Origin of the sequence: Micromonospora sp. WMMD1102 (genome assembly GCF_029626265.1) — a bacterium.
Lineage (GTDB): Bacteria > Actinomycetota > Actinomycetes > Mycobacteriales > Micromonosporaceae > Plantactinospora.
On the sequence record NZ_JARUBN010000001.1, the window covers coordinates 751,115 to 767,572 of the forward strand.

Genomic DNA, 16,458 nt, shown 5'->3' on the forward strand with positions numbered 1-16,458 from the left:
GCGGCGAACCGCCCCTAATGCGGCTCCCGGCCGGTGCCTCCGTTCCGGCCGGGAGCACCGCCGCCGTCGACGTGGGCGGCGGCGTGCAGGAAGGCGTTGTAGCGGGCGAGGTCGTCCTCCTCGCCGGTGGCGTCGGCGCGGTCGGCGGCGCGATCGAGCCGGGCCTGTTCCCGCTGGTCGGCGCGGATCCACTGACGGAGCAGGATGATCATGACGATGGCGGCGGGGAGTTCGCCGAACGCCCAGGCGATGCCCGCGCCGAGGCGCTGATCGGCCAGCAGCGAGGATGCCCAGTCGGGATGCACGGCGGTGTACCAGTCCGGGGCGAGGACGGTGGTCGACTGCATCAGGACCAGGCCGAAGAAGCCGTGCGCCATCATGGCCGCGAAGTGGATGATCACCAGCAGGGGCGGGGGGAGTCGTGGCCGTCCGGGGTCGACGCCGATGAGTACCCAGAAGAGCAGGTATCCGGCGACGACGATGTGGGTGAGCATGGCCAGGTGGCCGAGGTGGTAGCGCATCAGGGTGCCGAGCAGGTCGCTGAAGTACAGGCCGAAGAGGCTGGCCGTGTAGATGCCGAGGGCGACCAGTGGGTGGGTGAGCAGGCGGAGCGGTCGGCTGTGGATGAGCAGCAGCAGCCATTCCCGGGCGCCGCGCAGCTGCCGGTCGGCGGGCCGGCGCAGGGCCCGTAGCGCGAGGGTGATCGGGGCGCCGCAGACGAGGAGGATCGGTACCGCCATCGACAGCACCATGTGCTGAACCATGTGCGCGCTGAACAGTACGTAGGCGTAGCGGGCGAGGCCGAGGTTGGTGACGGCGGCGAGCAGCAGTATTCCGGCCAGCCAGCTCGCGGTGCGCGACGGCGGCCAGCGGTGTCCGGCGCGGTGCAGCCGCCACACGCCGGCCAGATAGCCGGCGATGGCGAGGGTGCAGCCGGTGAGGAAGAACAGGTCGGGCAGCGGGTCGCCGAGCAGCCGGGCCGGGCTGGGTGGGGCGGGTGGGGTGAAGCCGAGCAGTTCGACCAGCGGGTCCGCCCCGACCGGGTCGGTCGGGATCGGGGTGGGGGTGCGCGACAGCGCCACCGCCAGGCCGAAGGTGGCGGCGAAGAGCAGCAGTTCCCCAGCGGCGAGCCGGATGAACGCTCCGCGTCGTCCGGCGTGCAGCGCGGGAAGGGTACGGCGGCGGTGTGCGGCGCCGAGCGCGCCGAGCAGCAGTAGGGCGGCGAGTTTGCCGAGGATGAGCCAGCCGTAGCGGGACTGCCAGAGCTGATCGAAGGCGCCGAGGCGTACCCAGGCGTTGGTCAGGCCGCTGACCGCGACGGCGACGCAGCAGGCCAGGGCGAGCCGGCTGTACCGGGCGGCCGCGTCGGCGAGCAGCCGGTGCCGGCGGATCATCAGTAGTGCGGCGAGCCCGCCGACCCAGACGGTGGCGGCGAGGATGTGCAGGGCGAGGCTGGTGACCGCGATCTGGTGGTTGCCGGCCCCGGCGGCGTGCCCGGTGAACGCGGGCGGCAGCACTCCGACGAGGGCCAGTGCGGCGGTGGTGGCTGCGGTTGTCCGGGACACCCCGACCCAGGACAGCGCTGCCACCAGCCCGGCGAGGCCGGCCTGGAGCAGCAGGGCCTGTCCCTGGGAGATCGAGGTGGCGAAACTGACCACGGTGGCGATGCCGAGCTGCGACGGCGGGGCGCCGAGCAGGTCCGAGACGGTCAGCACGATCAGGACCAGGGCGGTGGCCGTCCAGCCGGCGGCCAGCACGGCGACCCGGCGCAGCAGCAGGTAGCCGGGCGCGGAGACGCTGGGGCCGTCGCCGGGCAGCAGGAACGCGGCGGTCACCGCCAAGCCGACGGTGAGGGTGGCCAGCACGTCGAGCAGCAGCCGGACCAGCGGCAGGCCGTAGCTGGTGACCGGTCCCGGGTCGGGCAGGCCGGAGACCGTGGTGGCGTTCAGGCCGTCGCCGACGGCGAGCCCGAGCAGCAGCACGCCGAGGCCGGCGAGCGCCACACCGGCGGGTAGCCACCGGCGCCGCTGTGCGATGTCCTGTCGTCGTTGTTGCGTGCTCACCGGCCGGAAGTCCGGCGCTGGCGGCGTACCAGGAGATACCCGGCGGCGACGAGCGCGGCGGCACCGGCCCACCACCAGCCGGTGCCGGAGCCGGTCTCCTCGGGGGCTGCCGCGACCGGCGTGGCGTCGGCGGCGCCGGTCGCCGAGCCGCTGCCTGCGGGGGCGGGAGCCGGCTCCTGCCCGGGCGGCAGCGTGACGGTGAACCGGAACTGTCCCTGGATCGGATGCCCGTCGGCGGAGACGACGCGGTACGCGACCCGGTAGCTTCCAGACCGCATCGGCTCGACGGGCAGGTGTACCTGCTTGTCGACCACGCGGGGCTGGCCGGCGCCGTGCCGGACCCCGTCCGGTGCGGTGACGACGACGGTGCTGAAATTGGCCCGAACCAGTTCGTTGAAGGTGAGGGTGATCTCGTCGAGCTGAGTGGTGACGGTCGAGTCCGCCCGGGGATCGCTGCCCAGTAGCTGGGCGTGCGCCGCCGCCGGGCGGGCACCGAACAGCCCGCCCGCCATGGCGGCGGCGAGGGTGAGTACGGCCAGCGTCGCCGTCCTTTGTCGGACGCGGCGCATCGGTCGTCCGTCCTGGTGGTTGCTTGTCATCGTGTCGTTCATCCGAGTATCTGTTGGCCGATCCAGCCGTCGGGTTCGCAGCCGGGTGGGATGGCGAAGACGGCGGAGCCGATCGGGGTGATCCAGTCGTTGAGCAGGTCCCGTTCGGCGAGCCGGCGCTGGATCGGTAGGTATTGGCGGGTGATGTCGGCCTGGTAGGCGGCAAAGATGAGGCCGCTGTCGGCCCGCCCGTCGGCGTCCGGCACGCCGTCGTAGTTGTACGGCCGGCGCAAGATCTTGAGCCGGTCGTCCATCACCCTGGCCCGGGTCACGTGGGCGAAGTCCGGCATGACCGGCAGTCCGGCCTCGTTCAGGGCGGAGAAGTCGGGCTCGTCCTGCTCGTGCCGGCCGCTCAGCGGTGCTCCGGTGTCCAGCCGACGGCCGACCGCGAGTTCCTTGTCGGCCCGGCCGAGCTTGTCCCAGGTCTCCAACTCGGCGCGGATCCGCCGCAGCACCAGGGTGCTGCCGTCGCGCAGCCAGTCCGGGCCGTCACCGATCCAGACGGACTGTTCGAAGGCGGCGGTGCCGGGGCGGGGGTTGGCGGTGCCGTCGAGTTGTCCCATCACGTTGCGTTGGGTGTGCCCGTCGGTCTGCGCGCCTCGGCTGCGTCGGAAGCCCCGCTGCACCCAGCGGACGGTGGCGAACGGTCGGGCGTCCTTGACCAGCATCCGCTGGGCGTGCGTGACGGTGAGCGGGTCGTCGGCGCAGATCTGGAGCAGCAGGTCACCGCCGGACCAGGCCGGTTGCAGCCGGTCGATGCCGAAGACCGGCAGTGCGGCGACGGACGGCGGGCGGCGGTCGTCCCGCCCGGCCGCCGTGTAGAGGGCGGGGCCGAAGCCGAAGGTGATGGTGAGCCGGGCCGGTAGGACGGCGAGTTCCGGTTCGGTGTCGGCGAGCGGCGGCCGGCCCTGGGTGAGTCGGGCGGCGTCGTCGGTGAGCAGCCGCATCAGCCGGCCCAGTGCGGCCCGGTCGACGCCCCGGTGCAGGGTGAAGGCGACGAACGCCGCGTGCGCCTGCGGGTCGGTGGCGATGCCGGCCTGCCGTCGGCCGTGGAACGGCACGGTGTCCGTACCGACGGCGGTGGCGGCGGCCGGATCGACCGGGGCCGGTGCCGGCGGCTGCCGGCCGGCGGCGGTCGCGGCGACCCCCGCCGCCGCTCCGGCGACGGCGCCGCCGATACCCAGGGCACCGCCGGTGAGCAGCCGCCGCCTGCTCACCGAGCGAGTGTCCGCCGACCGGCCGGAGACCCCGTCCCCAGCGGTCTCGGAACGGTCGGTCACGGTGCCGGGCTCATCGTCATGCCCTGGCCGGGGGTCATCGGCATGCCGGAACTCGGGTCGTAGCTCTCCTCGGCGCCGGTGAACGGCTTGGCGACCGCCGTGAAGTCGGTGGTCTTCCCGTCGGCGAAGGTGAGCGTGAAGGTGAGTTCGTCACCGGCCCGGACCGGCTTGGTCAGCTCCATCAACATCAGGTGGTCGCCGCCGGGCGCCAACTCGTGGCTGCCGCCGGCCTCGATCGTGATGCCGCCGGTCTTCGGCTGCATCACCATCTTGCCGTCTTTCATGGCCATCTCGTGCAGTTCCATCGGCGAGACGGTCGTGCTCACGCTGGTGATGGTGACATCGCTGGTGGTGTTGTTGACCAGGGTGCCGAAGGCGGCCGTCATCCCCTTGTCGGCCGCCTTGATCCACGGGTCCCGCACCATGAACCTGGCGCTGTCGGTGCTCGCCGACGGGGCAGGGCTGGGCGCGGCCCCCGATGTGTCGCCGTTCCCGCCGCAGCCAGCCACGGCGAGTACCGCCGCCACGGTGACGGCGAACGTGGTCGCCCAGCCTCGTACGCCGGGTGTTACCGACCTGCGCATCTGTATTCCTCCGGTTCTCGGTCCGAGTTCTACTACTGGTCGTCGTGGATCGGTGGTTGGTTCCCGCCCGTTCGGTGGATTTGCCGGCTGGGCCGAGTGGTCAGGTTGTCCGCGCCCAACCTCGCCGGAAACCGATGCCCGGGGCGATCCGACTACGCAGTGGCGGACGAACGGGAGCCGTCGCCGGATGACGGTGCGGAGCGGTCGATGGGACGGTGCGGCTGATGGGATGGGATGGACCGGGTGATGGCGCTGGACGGCGCGGCAGGGCTGGTACTTCTGGCTCTTCTCGCGGTGGCCGTTTCGATCGTGCCGGGTCGGCGTGGACGTACGCCGCTGGTTGATCCTGTCGAGTCGTCGCGCGGGAATCCGCCCGCCGGCGGCGCGGCGATCGGACACCGGGCAAGGACCCACCAGCGGCTACGTCTCCGGTCCGCCCGGCGGATCCCGCTGCCGCTGCCGCCCGTGCGGGCCCACCGCCGGGGGTGCGGACGGAACCGGGGGCCGGTGCTGCGCCACCAGGTGGTCGCGGTGGCCGCCGCGCCAGATGTCCTGCCGGGCACCTCTGGCGGTCCGGATCGGCACCTGCTGGCCCTGGCCGGGTGTACCGGCGGCTGCCGGGAGGCCGCAGAGCCGCACCGGCGGCGCTCACCCACGATGCTCCGGGCCGCACTCCTGGTCCTCCTGCCGATCCTGCTCGTCTCGGTCGGGACCGGCCTTCTCCTGCACAGCCGATCACCGGCTGCGGACCGTTCACCCTGCCCGCCCCGTCGCTCGATGACGGTCAGCGATTCCGACTACACCCTGCGGATCCGGCCGGAGACCGGCCCTGGAGCGCTGGTCGTGCGACTCTGCGTCATCGCCGGCCCCGGATCGGCCGGTCCGGTCCGGGGTTGGTCGGCTACCGCGGAAAGTGGCGGAGACTCGCGGACCCGGTTGGCGCTCGCCATTCTTCCGCTGGGTGACGACACGGCGATCGGTACCGGCAGCCTCGCGCCGGGCAGGTCCTGGCTCCTGACGTTCCGCCTGACGGCACCGAACGGCCGGCACTCGGTGATGTCCACCGGCTTGTGGACCTGACGGCGGGGCGGTCCCCGCGAGGGGACGGCCACCGGCTTCTGGCGGTTCGGGAACCCGGTGACGGTCCGGGACGACTAAACACGGGACGCCCACCTGGGGCGTCCGTCCGGCACCGGACGCACCGACGTCGGCTGCCCGCGACACCGGTACGGCGTGACCTGCCGGTACCGGGATCCCTCTGAGAGGAGATTTGGAGTGCCCAAGAACACCGGCGGGCGATCCGCGGTCCGGGCCCCTGGCCCAGGTCGCCCGAATGGGGGAAAGGGCGGCAGCCGGAACAAGAGCGGTGCGAAGGCGGCCAGGGCGATGAGCCGGCGGGGGATGAGCGGTAACACGAAGATCACTTTGGGTTTTCTCGCGGTCATCCTCGTCGGCCTGACCGTGCTCCTCGTGGTGGTCCGCAACACCGAGGACGGCGCGGGCCAGGCCGCTGCCGAACGGCTGGTGCGTGCCGACAGCCACCGGCTCACCTCGGCCCCGGACGATCGGGTCACCGTGGTGGAGTTCCTCGACTACGAATGCCCCTCCTGCGGTGCCGCCTATCCCGGGGTCGAGCAGCTCCGGGCCGAGTACGCGGACCGGATCACCTACGTGATCCGCAACTTCCCGCTCGACTCGCACGCCAACGCCGAGAACGCGGCCCGGGCCGCCGAAGCCGCCGCCCGGCAGGACAAGTTCGAGGAGATGTACCGCAGGCTGTTCGAGACTCAGCAGTCCTGGGGCGGGAAGCAGGAGAGTCTGCAGCCGGTTTTCGAGGAGCACGCCCGCGCCATCGGGCTGGACCTGGCCCGGTACCAGGCCGATCTGACCGATCCCGCGATCGCCGAACGGATTCGGGTCGATCGTGAGGACGGCATCGCGGTCGGCGTACAGGGCACGCCGACGTTCTTCGTCAACGGTGAGCGCTTCGAGGGGCAGCCGACGTACGCCGGACTGAAGGCGGCCGTTGACGCGGCCCTGGCCAAGTGAGCGTTCCGACGGCGGTCCCGGTGGACGCCGGGCCACCTGGCGAGGCGACCGAAGCGGTGCCGTTCGCCGTACGGATCATCGGGTGGGTACTCGCCGTCTGCGGCGTGCTCGGCGGCGTCGCCGCGTTCACCCTCGCAGTGGAGAAGTTCCACGTCCTGGCCGACCCGACCTACCGGCCGAGTTGCAGCATCAACCCGGTGCTCTCCTGCGGCTCGGTTATGTCCACGCCACAGGCCGAGGTGTTCGGGTTCCCGAATCCGCTGATCGGCGTGGCCGGGTTCGCCGTGGTCGCCACGCTCGGGGTGGTCGTGCTCGCGGGTGCGGTGCTGCCCCGGTGGTGCTGGCTGGGGCTCCAGGCGGGGACGGTCTTCGGCGTGGTCTTCGTGCACTGGCTGTTCTTCCAGAGCCTCTACCGGATCGGTGCGCTGTGTCCGTACTGCATGGTCGTCTGGGTGGTCATGATCGTGCTGTTCTGGTACGTCACGCTCCACAACCTGCACGACGCACACCTGCCGGTGCCGTCCTGGTTACGCAGGCCGGTTTCGGCGGTGGTCGATTACCACACGGTGGCGGTCATGCTCTGGTTCTTCCTGCTGGCGGGCCTGATCGGACAGCGGTTCTGGGACTATTGGCGCACGCTCTGGTGAGGGGAAGAGGCCCGATCGGGAGCAGGTCGGTCGGCGGCACGGGCGGTGCCGGCGCCTGGCACACGGGCTTCGCGGGCGCGATGACAGGACATGTTGACACGATCGGCGGAAGTGTGCGGAAGGATCGAGGAACGATGCGGCGTGGTGCGGGGCGGCGTCGGCCGGGCTGATCGGCGCGGTGGTGTCGGCGGCACCCGCTGCGGCCCAAGGCGCTGCTCGGGAGGCCACCGACTGTCGCGGGCTGGTCGCCGCTGCGGTTGGTCAAGCCTGCCGCGTACCGGGACGGCCGCCCGGACCGGAAGGGGATTGCCGGGAACCGGGCGGCGTTCGCGGCCGACTACCGGTGCATGGGGTGTGAGCAGTTCCGAGAGCTTCTTTCGGCGTGCCTCGACGGCGAGGACAGCCTGGCCGAGCGCGCCGCCACCGACATTCACCTGGCCGAATGCTCTGCCTGCCGCCGCTGGTACGAGGCCGCCGCCAGGATCACCCGCCTGGCCCGCACCGGCCCGGCACGGACGAACGTCCGGGTCGACGACATGGTCCTCGACGCGGCACCCGGTCCGGCCGGAGCCCGTCTGGTGACCGTGCTCCGGCTCCTGCTCGGCACCCTCGGTATCGCCCAGTTCCTCCTCGGCGCTGCCCAGATCGGGGGCTCCACCGTCGCCCACCGTCTGCATTCCGCCAGCGCCGATGCCGGCGGCCATCTGTGGCACGAGTCCGCCGCGTGGAATGTCGCGATCGGCGCCGGCTTCGCCTGGATCGCCCTGCGTCGCACCCGCCCGGCCGGCATCGTGCCCATGCTCACCGTCTTCGTCGGCGTGCTGAGCCTGCTCACCACCAACGATCTGATAGCCGGTCGGGTCGACCTCGCCCGGGTTCTCAGCCACGGCATCGTCGCCGCCGGCTACGTGGTCATCCTGGTCATGTCACGGCTCGGCGGCGGCTCCGAGACGCCGCCCGCCGATCGGCAGGACTCCCGGCGGCGGTGGCGGGCCACCTTCGACCCAGAGCCGCCACCGGTGCCAGACCTGCGGCTGATCTCGGGGCAGAGCCGACCGTCCGGAACCGCACACGCCTGTGCCGGCGAACGCCGGGCCGCCTGACGTCAGATGGCTCGGAGCCTGCGCGGCGGTTCGGCCATCGCGGTGAGCAGGTCCTCCCGGGCACGGGCGACCCGGGACCGGATCGTGCCTACCGGGCAGTCACACACCCGTGCCGCCTCCTCGTACGAGAGTCCGAGCACCTGGGTGGCCACGAACGCCTCCCGTCGGTCCGTGGACAGGCCGTCGAGTAGGTGGCGTAGCACCACGCTTTCCTCGAACCGGGCAGCTTCGTCGGTCCGGCCGGTATCGGCGGCCTTGCTCCAGTCGCTGGCCCCGACCAGCCTGGAGCGGCTCGCGGCGGCGCGGACCTGGTCGGCCGCGACCCGGCGGGCGATGGTGAACAGCCAGGTGGCGGCCGAGGAGCGGCCGGCGAACGTGGGCAGGCTGCGTAGTGCCCGCAGGTACGTCTCCTGGGTCAGGTCGTCCGCCTCGGCGGCGCCGGACAGATGGGCTAGGAACCGCCATACGTCTCGCTGGGTCGCGGCCACGAACGCCGCGGCCGCCTTCCGGTCGCCCCGGCCCGCTGCCAGCGCCAACTCGGTGACGGTCGCGTTGCTGCTGATGCCGGTCATCGCGCCACGATTCCTCAATCCACGCATGCTCAAGGGCGCCGGGACAGCCGATGGACCACCATCGTCCTCGTTCCTCACCCTCGCCGTCCAAGGCCAGGGTTAAGAAGACTTCATCAAATCGAAACAAGTCAATAGCCGACCAGCTGATGAGATATGCGAACACGGCGTCGTTCAGTCGCTGGTAGGACCGGCCGGCTCTGGAGACTGGTGGGCATGCCCGCAACGTCAGGACTCGTGGCTCGGGCTCCGTCCCGGCAAGCGGGTAGTGTCCGCCTGATAGCCGTCACCACGAGCACGCAGCCGAGTCGTGCCGCCCGTGGGCTGGGGCCGGGAGGTAGCTGGTGAGCTGGTGCGACGAGCGGCACTCCGGCCCCGGCGAGGCGGCCTCGGGCGCGGCGCGCGTACGGGTCGGCTGATGGCGGCTCCGGCCTCTCCCCGGACGGGGCCAGCCTCGCGCCGTTGGCCGGGCCCGTTGCGGCGCCACCCCTTCACGGGCGCCCAGTTCGCGTTGCTGGCGGGCGGTCTGCTGCTCAACGTCAGCTCCTTCTCCGTCTACCCGTACCTCGCCGTTCTGCTACGAGACCGGATGGGCGTCGGGATGGCCCAGGTCGGCGTCGTGCTCGGCGTCGCCACCCTGGTGCAGTTCGCCAGCGCACCGCTCAGCGCGGTGCTGGCCGAACGGATCGGGTTGCAGCGCGCACTGCGTGGCGCCATGGTCCTCTACAGCCTCGGCGGCAGTGCGTTCCTTCTCGGGGCGGGCAACCCGATGTTCACCATCGCGGGCCTGTTCCTCATCTCCAGCGGCGGGTCGCTGTATTCACCGGCGTACCGCAGCTACCTCATATACGGAGCCGACCCCGAGCAGCGTCCCCGGCTGGTCTCGGCCGGCAATGCCGCAAGCAACCTCGGCGTTGCTCTCGGGCCGGTGCTGGGTGCTCTGCTCATTCGGCATCCGGGCAGCCTGTTCACCGTCGTCACCGTGGTCTACGTCATTCTCGGCGTCTGGCACTTCCTGCTGCCCAGGGAGCGGGTGGTGGAGAACGTCCCGCCGGTCGAGCCGTACTACCGGATGTTGCACGGCATCGCGGTGCTGCCATTCGTCGTCACGGCCCTGTCGATCTACCTCTACATGCAGTTCTACCAGTACCTCTCCAGCTACGCGGAGGGACGGGTGCCCGCGCTGTTCTACGGTGCGGCGATGATGGGGTACTCGCTCGGTCTGGTCCTCGTGCAACCTCTCGTGGCGCAGCGGGTCGAGCGAATGAGTTATCCAGCGGCGATGATGCTCGGCTTTGGCTGCCTGGCGACGGGGATGGTCGCGTTCGCAGGCGGAGACATGTTCACCATCGGAGCCGGGGTCGCCGCGATCAGCGTCGGCAACGCGGTACTGCTCCTCAAGAACGACCTGATGGCGCTGGCCGGCTCGAAACGGTCCGCGACCGTCGTCTTCGGACAGCAGCGTTTCGCGGTCGGGGTCGGTTCCTTCCTCAGCGGCGTCGTCGGCGGCACCGTGTACGGATCGTTCGAGCAGGCCGGTCAGCTGCCAGGGTTCTGGCTGGCCGTCGCCGCCCAGTGCATCCTGCTCCCGCCGCTCGTGCTGGCGGTGGCTCGGCGGCGGAGTCGGCCCGGCTCCTGACTTACTGAACCCCTCGCGATCTCTTTTCCTTGATCAATCGTGCTTGCTTGCGACAGGTGGCATTGATGTTCCAAAATCACCCGGAACTACCGCCTGTCCCGGGGCGACTACTGGATTAACTGCTGTCCAGATCCGGGAGCCGAGGTGCTTCCGGGGGAGGAGGACCGACGATGGTCAAGAAGCGAATCAAGATCGTGGTGCGTCGGAAGAAGACCCGTAGCTGGCTGTTGAACAACCACGGCTGACAGGTCGCCAGCAGGTAAGAAGGTCGCCGCCGGAGTTGCTCCTCCGGCGGCGACCCTTCGAGTTCGGAACGTGGCTCCTGCAGCAGGGAGAATGGCATGACGCAAGCGGAGTTCCGGCGTGCCCAGACCCTTATGATCTATTGGCACGACGGGGAGTTGACGGCCGAGAACTACCTGGAGAGCCGTTCGACAGATTCCGAGGCCGACAATGCGGTGGCCGTCGACGGGCAAGCGGTGGAACTGCTCGAGTATTTCACCGACTGGTCGACGGTGGACAAGGTGGCGGCCGGCCTCGGGGAGTTCGACGCCGGTTCGGTCCACGACGCGGTCGGGGCGTTGGTCGACGCCGGCCTGCTGCTCGACCGGACCGCCGCCGAACGCGAGGAGCGGTTCCTGCGGGCGTGGCGCGACTGGGGGGAGGAGGCCCGCTTCTTCCACTTCGGCACCCGCAACACCATCTACACCGGCGACAGCCTCGAACAGCGCCGCTCCGACGCCCGATGGGTACGGGAGACCGGCGGAACCCCTCCAGCGATCTTCAAGTCGTATCCCGACGCGCCGCGGGTGTACCTGCCGAGGGCGTTCCTGCCGCTGGCCGACCCGTTCGGCGACGTGCTGACCCGTCGTCGGACGCACCGGGTGTTCACCGGTGCGGCGACAAGTCTGGCGCAGTTGTCGACGGTGCTGTTCTACACCTTCGCGCCGATGCAGCTCTACGACGCCGGTGACCTGGGCACGTTGATGTTGCGGACCAGCCCGTGCGGCGGTGCCCGGCACGAACTGGAGGGCTACGTCGCCGTCCTCGACGTGCAGGACGTCCCGCCAGGGCTCTACCACTACAACGCCGAGGCACACGCGCTGGAGTTGGTCGACGCCGCCTTCGACCGGGACCGGCTGCACCGGCTGACCTACGAGTCGGAGATGTGCACGCCGTCGGCGTTCGTCTGCTTCGTCACCGTCGTCTTCGAACGGACCATGTACAAGTACCGGCACTCCCGGGCGCTGCGGGTGACCCTACTGTCGGCCGGGCACCTGGGGCAGACGTTCGTGCTCACCTCGACTGCGGTCGGGCTGGGCGCCTGGCAGAGCGCGGCGTTCCGCGACGAGGAACTCGACAGCGCCCTCGGCGTCGACGGCTTCGCCGAGGGATCCCTCTACATGTTCGGTGCCGGCGACCCGGTGCTGGCGGAGACCGGTATGCCGGCGGGGATCACCCGAGCCCGGCTGACCGATCCGGCTCGCCTCGTCGCACCACATCCGGCGGACGAGCGCGCCGGCGGGTGAGCGGCTCGTTGTCGGCGTATCGGCGGTTGTGGCGGCACCGGTGGGTGCCGTCACTGCTGCTTGTCGGTGTCTGTGCCCGGGTGCCGCTGCAGGCGTACGTCTTCGCGGTGCTGCTGCTGGCGGTGGACCGGACGGGCTCCTACCCGGCGGCGGGGGTGGTGACCGCCGCGACCGGAGTCGGTTACGGCGTCGGGGTGCCGGTGCACGGCCGGCTCGTCGACCGGTACGGCCAGACCTGGCCGCTTCTGCTCGCCGCCGGGGCCAACGCCGTCGCGTTCACCGGCCTGCTCGTGACCGCCCAGCTGCGGCCGACGACCGTCGCCCTGACGGTCTGGTCGGCGGCGGTGGGCCTGTCGCTGCCCCCGGTGGCCGCCGCGGCCCGGGCGCTGTGGTCGCAGGTGATCACCGACGACGACATCCGCCGCACCGCGCTGGCGGTGGACGCCATGGTCCTCGACGTCGCCCTCGTGGCCGGTCCACTGCTGGTCAGCGCCGTCAGCATATTGGCCGGGCCGGGCTGGGCGCTGGCCGGCTGCGCGGTCGTGCTGCTCGGCGGCACACTGTGGTTCAGTACCCTGCCGCCGTCGCGGTCCTGGATCCCGACCCGCCGCCGGGGCAGCCTGGCCGGTCCGCTGCGTTCCCCGGGCATCGGCGTGCTGCTGGCCATCGGCGTCCTGGCCGGGGCGCTGCTGGGAATGCTGCGGCTCGGCTTCGTGGAGTTCGCCGATCGGGAATCCACCCCGGCCGCGGGTGGCCTGGCGCTGGCCGCCTTCGGCGCGGGGAGCCTGCTCGGCGGACTGCTCTACGGCGCTCGGGCGTGGCGGGCGGACGCGGCCGTGCGAATCCGGCTGATCCTCGCCGGGTACGCCGGCGGGGTCGCGCTACTGGCGCTGGCGCCGAGCGTGCCCGCGCTGGTGGTGTTGTCGGTGTCGGCCGGGCTCTTCCTGGCCCCGCTGGTGATCTGCAACTTCGAACTCGTCGGCCGCTGCGCACCGCAGGGGACCCTGACCGAGGCGTTCGCGTGGGGGATCACCGCCACCTTCACCGGCTCAGCGCTCGGCAACCTCGTCGCCGGTCTGCTCTCCGACGCCGACGTGCCAGCGTCGGTGGTGTTCGCCGTCGCCGCCGGATTCGCCGCCCTTGCCGCCGCTGTCGCCAGCGCCGGTACACGCGCGCTCGGCAGAGGCCGAGCGGAGAAGAGCGTCGAGGCCACGCCGACAGCGCGACCACCGCTGGCGCCACCCACCCCCACCACCGAGAAAGGTGCCCGATGAAATTTCCCCCCGCGTCACCCACCCGCCGTCGCTCCGCACGCGAAACCGTCAACCATTCGCGTGACCTCGCCACAGCTGCTCGCGCCGTCGTCGCCGCGACGGCTGCCCTGCTGCTGACCGCAGGCTGTGCGGACCGGCCGGAGCGCGCGGGGCAGGCCGAGGCGCCGGCAGGCTTCACCCCGGTCACCGTCACCGACTGCAACGGAGTCGAGGTGGCCATCAAGGCACCGCCTCGCCGGGCAGTGGTGCTCACCCCGAGCGTCCTCGAACTGCTGCTCTGGCTCGATCTCGGTGACCGCGTCGCGGCGCTCGGGCAGGCGCCCCGCCCCGGCAGCCTGCCGACCCGATTCGCCGCCCAGGTCGCGAAACTCCCGTCACTGTCCGGTAAGTACACCGCCGGCAGCGGCTACAAGCCAGTTCCCCGCGAGGAACTCCTGGCCGCCGAACCCGACCTCGTCCTGGGCGGGTTCAGCAGCAACTTCGAGGCCGCCGGTGCCATGTCGCAGCAGGAGCTGGCCGGCGACGGGATCCCGTCCTACCTGGCGCTGTCGACGGCGTGCAAGTCGGCCGTCACCAGCCCGCAGACCGGATTCGACCTGGTATGGCGGGACCTGGACAACCTCGGCCGGATGTTCGGCGTACCGGACCGGGCCGCCCGGGTCGCGACCGAGATGCGGCAGAAGATCACCACGGTGACCGAGAAGGTCGGGAAGCTCGGCGACGGCGACCGCCCCACCGTCTTCCCATTCGAGTACGACGAGGGCACCGCCACCCCGTACGCCCCGGGAAACCGGCAGGCGGTCAACGCGGTCATCGAAACCGCCGGCGGCCGTAACGTCTTCAGCGACCGTAACGAGGCCTACACCAAGGTCGGCTGGGAAGAGGTCGTCGCCCGTAACCCACAGGTCATCCTGATCGTCATCTACGACCAGGGCGACCCTGCCGCGAACGCGTCCCGGTTCGCCGAGGCCGAGAAGTTCGTGCGTACCAGCGCGGCACTGCGCGGCGTCGCGGCCGTGACCCAGCAACGGTTCGCCCGACTCGTCTACGAGCAGGCATCCGTCGGCGGGGTCCGCAACGCCGACGCGGTCGTCGACCTCACCGGACAACTGCACCCCGCCAGGTGACAGCCACCCGACACCCGGACGTCTCGGTGCCGACCCGCCCGGGCCGGCGCCGCCGCAGCACCTGGCTCATCTACGCCGCCCTGACCGGGCTGCTCGTCGCCGGACTGGCCGGCTCGGTGCTGCTCGGTACGGTCGACATCCCGGCCGACACGATAGCCCGGATCATCGTCTGGCACCTGACCGGCCACGGCGACCCGACCGCGTGGAGCGCCAGCCAGGACACCGTGGTCTGGAACCTGCGGCTGCCCCGGGCATTGCTCGCGGCACTGGTCGGCGCCGGTCTCGCCGTCTCCGGCGCCGCCACCCAGGCCCTCGTCCGCAACCCCCTCGCCGACCCGTACGTCCTGGGACTGACCTACGGCGGCGCGGTCGGCGCCGTCGCGGTCATCGTCACCGGCGTCACCCCACTCGGCGCAGCCACGCCCGGCCTGGCCGCCTTCGTCGGCGCGCTCGGCGCGTTCGCCGTCGTCTACACCATGGCCCGTGCCGGCGGCACCCTCGCCCCGCTGCGGCTCGTGCTCGCCGGCATGGCGGTCACCTACGCCCTGTCCGGGGTCACCAGCTTCCTCGTGCTGCAGGCCGACGACCCCGGCACCACCCACTCCGTGCTCTTCTGGCTCTTCGGCAGCCTCGCCGAAGCCAACTGGGCCGCCCTCGGCCTACCCGCCGCCGTCCTCACCGTGGCCGTGATCGCCCTGCTCGCCCAGGCCAGACCACTCAACGCCCTGCTCCTCGGCGACGAGACCGCCGCCAGCCTCGGCATCCCCGCCGCCCGGATCCGCCGGCACCTGTTCCTGATCATCGCTCTGCTCACCGGCGTCATGGTCGCCCTCGCCGGCGGCATCGGCTTCATCGGCCTGATCATCCCGCACGCCACCCGACTCCTCGTCGGCAGCGACCACCGCCGACTCCTACCCCTGGCCGCGCTCGCCGGCGCCGCGTTCCTCGTCGCGGTCGACATCGCCGCCCGCACCGCCCTGCACCCTCAGGAACTACCGGTCGGTGTGGTCACCAGCATCATCGGTGCCCCACTGTTCCTCTGGCTCGTACACACCCGCGCCCGCGACACCACCGGACTGTAAATGGCGACCCTGACCCTGCGCGACGTCCACATCGCCCTCACCGGCATCCCGATCGTCAGCGGTGTCGACCTCACCGCTCGAACCGGACAGCGGGTCGGAATCATCGGCCCGAACGGCAGTGGCAAGTCCACCCTGCTGCGCGCCATCTACGGGCACCTGCCGCTGCGGCAGGGGAGCATCCTGGTCGACGGCGAAGATTTGTCGCGGCTTCCGCCACGCCGCGCCGCCCAACTCGTCGCCGCGCTACCGCAGGAAACTCACTCCGACTTCGACGTCACCGTCTACGAGATGGCGGCGATGGGACGCACTCCGCACAAGCGCCCGTTCGCGCCGGACACCGCCGGGGACATCGGCATCGTCACCGACGCCCTCACCCACACCGGGGTCCTGCATCTGGCCGACCGCCGCTTCGCCACCCTCTCCGGCGGAGAGAAACAACGGGTACTGCTCGCCCGCGCCCTCAGCCAACAGGCACCCGTCCTGGTCCTCGACGAACCCACCAACCACCTCGACGTACGCCACCAGTTCGAACTGCTCGACCTGGTCGCCGCCACCGACACCACCGTCCTGGCCGCCCTGCACGACCTCAACCTCGCCACCACCTACTGCGACCACGTCTACGTCCTCGCCGCCGGCCATCTCGTGGCGCAGGGCCACCCGCACACGATCCTCACCCCACAACTGATCAGCGACGTCTTCGGTGTGCACGCCCACGTGACCACCACACCAGACACCGGCGCACCCCACCTCATCCTGCGCCCCGGCACCCCCAGCAGGACCGGATAGCCAACTCGAACACGGCTTCGGCGAGCACCACCCGGCGGCACCGCCGGAGAAGGTCCGGAACTCGCGACCATCGATGATCGACTACTCCGAGAGACACGATCACCGTGCCGCCTTCGGG

Annotated in this window: 15 protein-coding genes; 10 read left to right on the forward strand and 5 right to left on the reverse strand. The window is 71.2% G+C overall.

The window, feature by feature from the left end; translation table 11 throughout:
• Positions 1-14: 14 nt before the first annotated feature.
• From O7626_RS03560 to O7626_RS03575, 4 genes are read right to left on the reverse strand one after another with little or no spacing between them, the layout of a single operon-like run.
• Positions 15-2,063, reverse strand: coding sequence for a cytochrome c oxidase assembly protein (locus tag O7626_RS03560; RefSeq protein WP_278059205.1), 2,049 nt, complete (start codon positions 2,061-2,063; stop codon positions 15-17).
• Complete coding sequence (locus O7626_RS03565) at positions 2,060-2,674, reverse strand: copper resistance CopC family protein (RefSeq protein WP_278059207.1); 615 nt, start codon at positions 2,672-2,674, stop codon at positions 2,060-2,062. Before O7626_RS03565 ends, O7626_RS03560 begins: the two co-directional genes overlap by 4 nt.
• A complete protein-coding gene (locus tag O7626_RS03570; RefSeq protein ID WP_278059209.1) occupies positions 2,671-3,888 on the reverse strand; it encodes a Dyp-type peroxidase in 1,218 nt (405 codons plus the stop codon). The genes O7626_RS03565 and O7626_RS03570 overlap by 4 nt, the downstream gene beginning before the upstream one ends.
• A 59-nt stretch (positions 3,889-3,947) precedes the next feature.
• The gene (locus O7626_RS03575; RefSeq protein ID WP_278059211.1) at positions 3,948-4,535 is read right to left on the reverse strand and encodes a copper chaperone PCu(A)C; all 588 of its coding nucleotides are present in this window, start codon (positions 4,533-4,535) and stop codon (positions 3,948-3,950) included.
• Between the two features lie 507 nt (positions 4,536-5,042).
• Here O7626_RS03575 and O7626_RS03580 point away from each other — a divergent pair.
• The 4 genes from O7626_RS03580 to O7626_RS03595 all read left to right on the forward strand — a co-directional run bounded on the left by O7626_RS03580 (position 5,043) and on the right by O7626_RS03595 (position 8,334).
• The gene (locus O7626_RS03580; RefSeq protein ID WP_278059213.1) at positions 5,043-5,615 is read left to right on the forward strand and encodes a hypothetical protein; all 573 of its coding nucleotides are present in this window, start codon (positions 5,043-5,045) and stop codon (positions 5,613-5,615) included.
• 321 nt (positions 5,616-5,936) lie between these two features.
• Positions 5,937-6,584 (forward strand): thioredoxin domain-containing protein, encoded by a 648-nt coding sequence (locus O7626_RS03585; protein WP_278059215.1) that lies wholly within the window; start codon positions 5,937-5,939, stop codon positions 6,582-6,584.
• 56 nt (positions 6,585-6,640) lie between these two features.
• Complete coding sequence (locus tag O7626_RS03590; RefSeq protein ID WP_278066045.1) at positions 6,641-7,231, forward strand: vitamin K epoxide reductase family protein; 591 nt, start codon at positions 6,641-6,643, stop codon at positions 7,229-7,231.
• 257 nt (positions 7,232-7,488) lie between these two features.
• The gene (locus tag O7626_RS03595; protein WP_347404744.1) at positions 7,489-8,334 is read left to right on the forward strand and encodes a zf-HC2 domain-containing protein; all 846 of its coding nucleotides are present in this window, start codon (positions 7,489-7,491) and stop codon (positions 8,332-8,334) included.
• A gap of 2 nt (positions 8,335-8,336) precedes the next feature.
• Here the strand turns inward: O7626_RS03595 and O7626_RS03600 are convergent, their stop codons facing one another.
• Complete coding sequence (locus O7626_RS03600) at positions 8,337-8,897, reverse strand: sigma-70 family RNA polymerase sigma factor (RefSeq protein WP_278066047.1); 561 nt, start codon at positions 8,895-8,897, stop codon at positions 8,337-8,339.
• Positions 8,898-9,378: 481 nt separating this feature from the next.
• On the opposite strand from O7626_RS03600, the gene O7626_RS03605 reads away from it, so the two are divergent.
• The 6 genes from O7626_RS03605 to O7626_RS03630 all read left to right on the forward strand — a co-directional run bounded on the left by O7626_RS03605 (position 9,379) and on the right by O7626_RS03630 (position 16,340).
• Positions 9,379-10,542, forward strand: coding sequence for an MFS transporter (locus O7626_RS03605; protein ID WP_278059218.1), 1,164 nt, complete (start codon positions 9,379-9,381; stop codon positions 10,540-10,542).
• A 341-nt stretch (positions 10,543-10,883) separates the two neighbouring features.
• Complete coding sequence (locus tag O7626_RS03610) at positions 10,884-12,071, forward strand: SagB/ThcOx family dehydrogenase (protein WP_278059219.1); 1,188 nt, start codon at positions 10,884-10,886, stop codon at positions 12,069-12,071.
• Positions 12,068-13,345, forward strand: coding sequence for an MFS transporter (locus O7626_RS03615; protein WP_278059221.1), 1,278 nt, complete (start codon positions 12,068-12,070; stop codon positions 13,343-13,345). The genes O7626_RS03610 and O7626_RS03615 overlap by 4 nt, the downstream gene beginning before the upstream one ends.
• Complete coding sequence (locus O7626_RS03620) at positions 13,342-14,472, forward strand: ABC transporter substrate-binding protein (protein ID WP_278059223.1); 1,131 nt, start codon at positions 13,342-13,344, stop codon at positions 14,470-14,472. Before O7626_RS03615 ends, O7626_RS03620 begins: the two co-directional genes overlap by 4 nt.
• Entirely contained in the window at positions 14,469-15,554 is a 1,086-nt protein-coding gene (locus O7626_RS03625; protein ID WP_278059225.1) for an iron ABC transporter permease, read from the forward strand. Before O7626_RS03620 ends, O7626_RS03625 begins: the two co-directional genes overlap by 4 nt.
• Complete coding sequence (locus tag O7626_RS03630) at positions 15,555-16,340, forward strand: ABC transporter ATP-binding protein (protein WP_278059226.1); 786 nt, start codon at positions 15,555-15,557, stop codon at positions 16,338-16,340.
• The last annotated feature ends 118 nt before the right edge of the window (positions 16,341-16,458 follow it).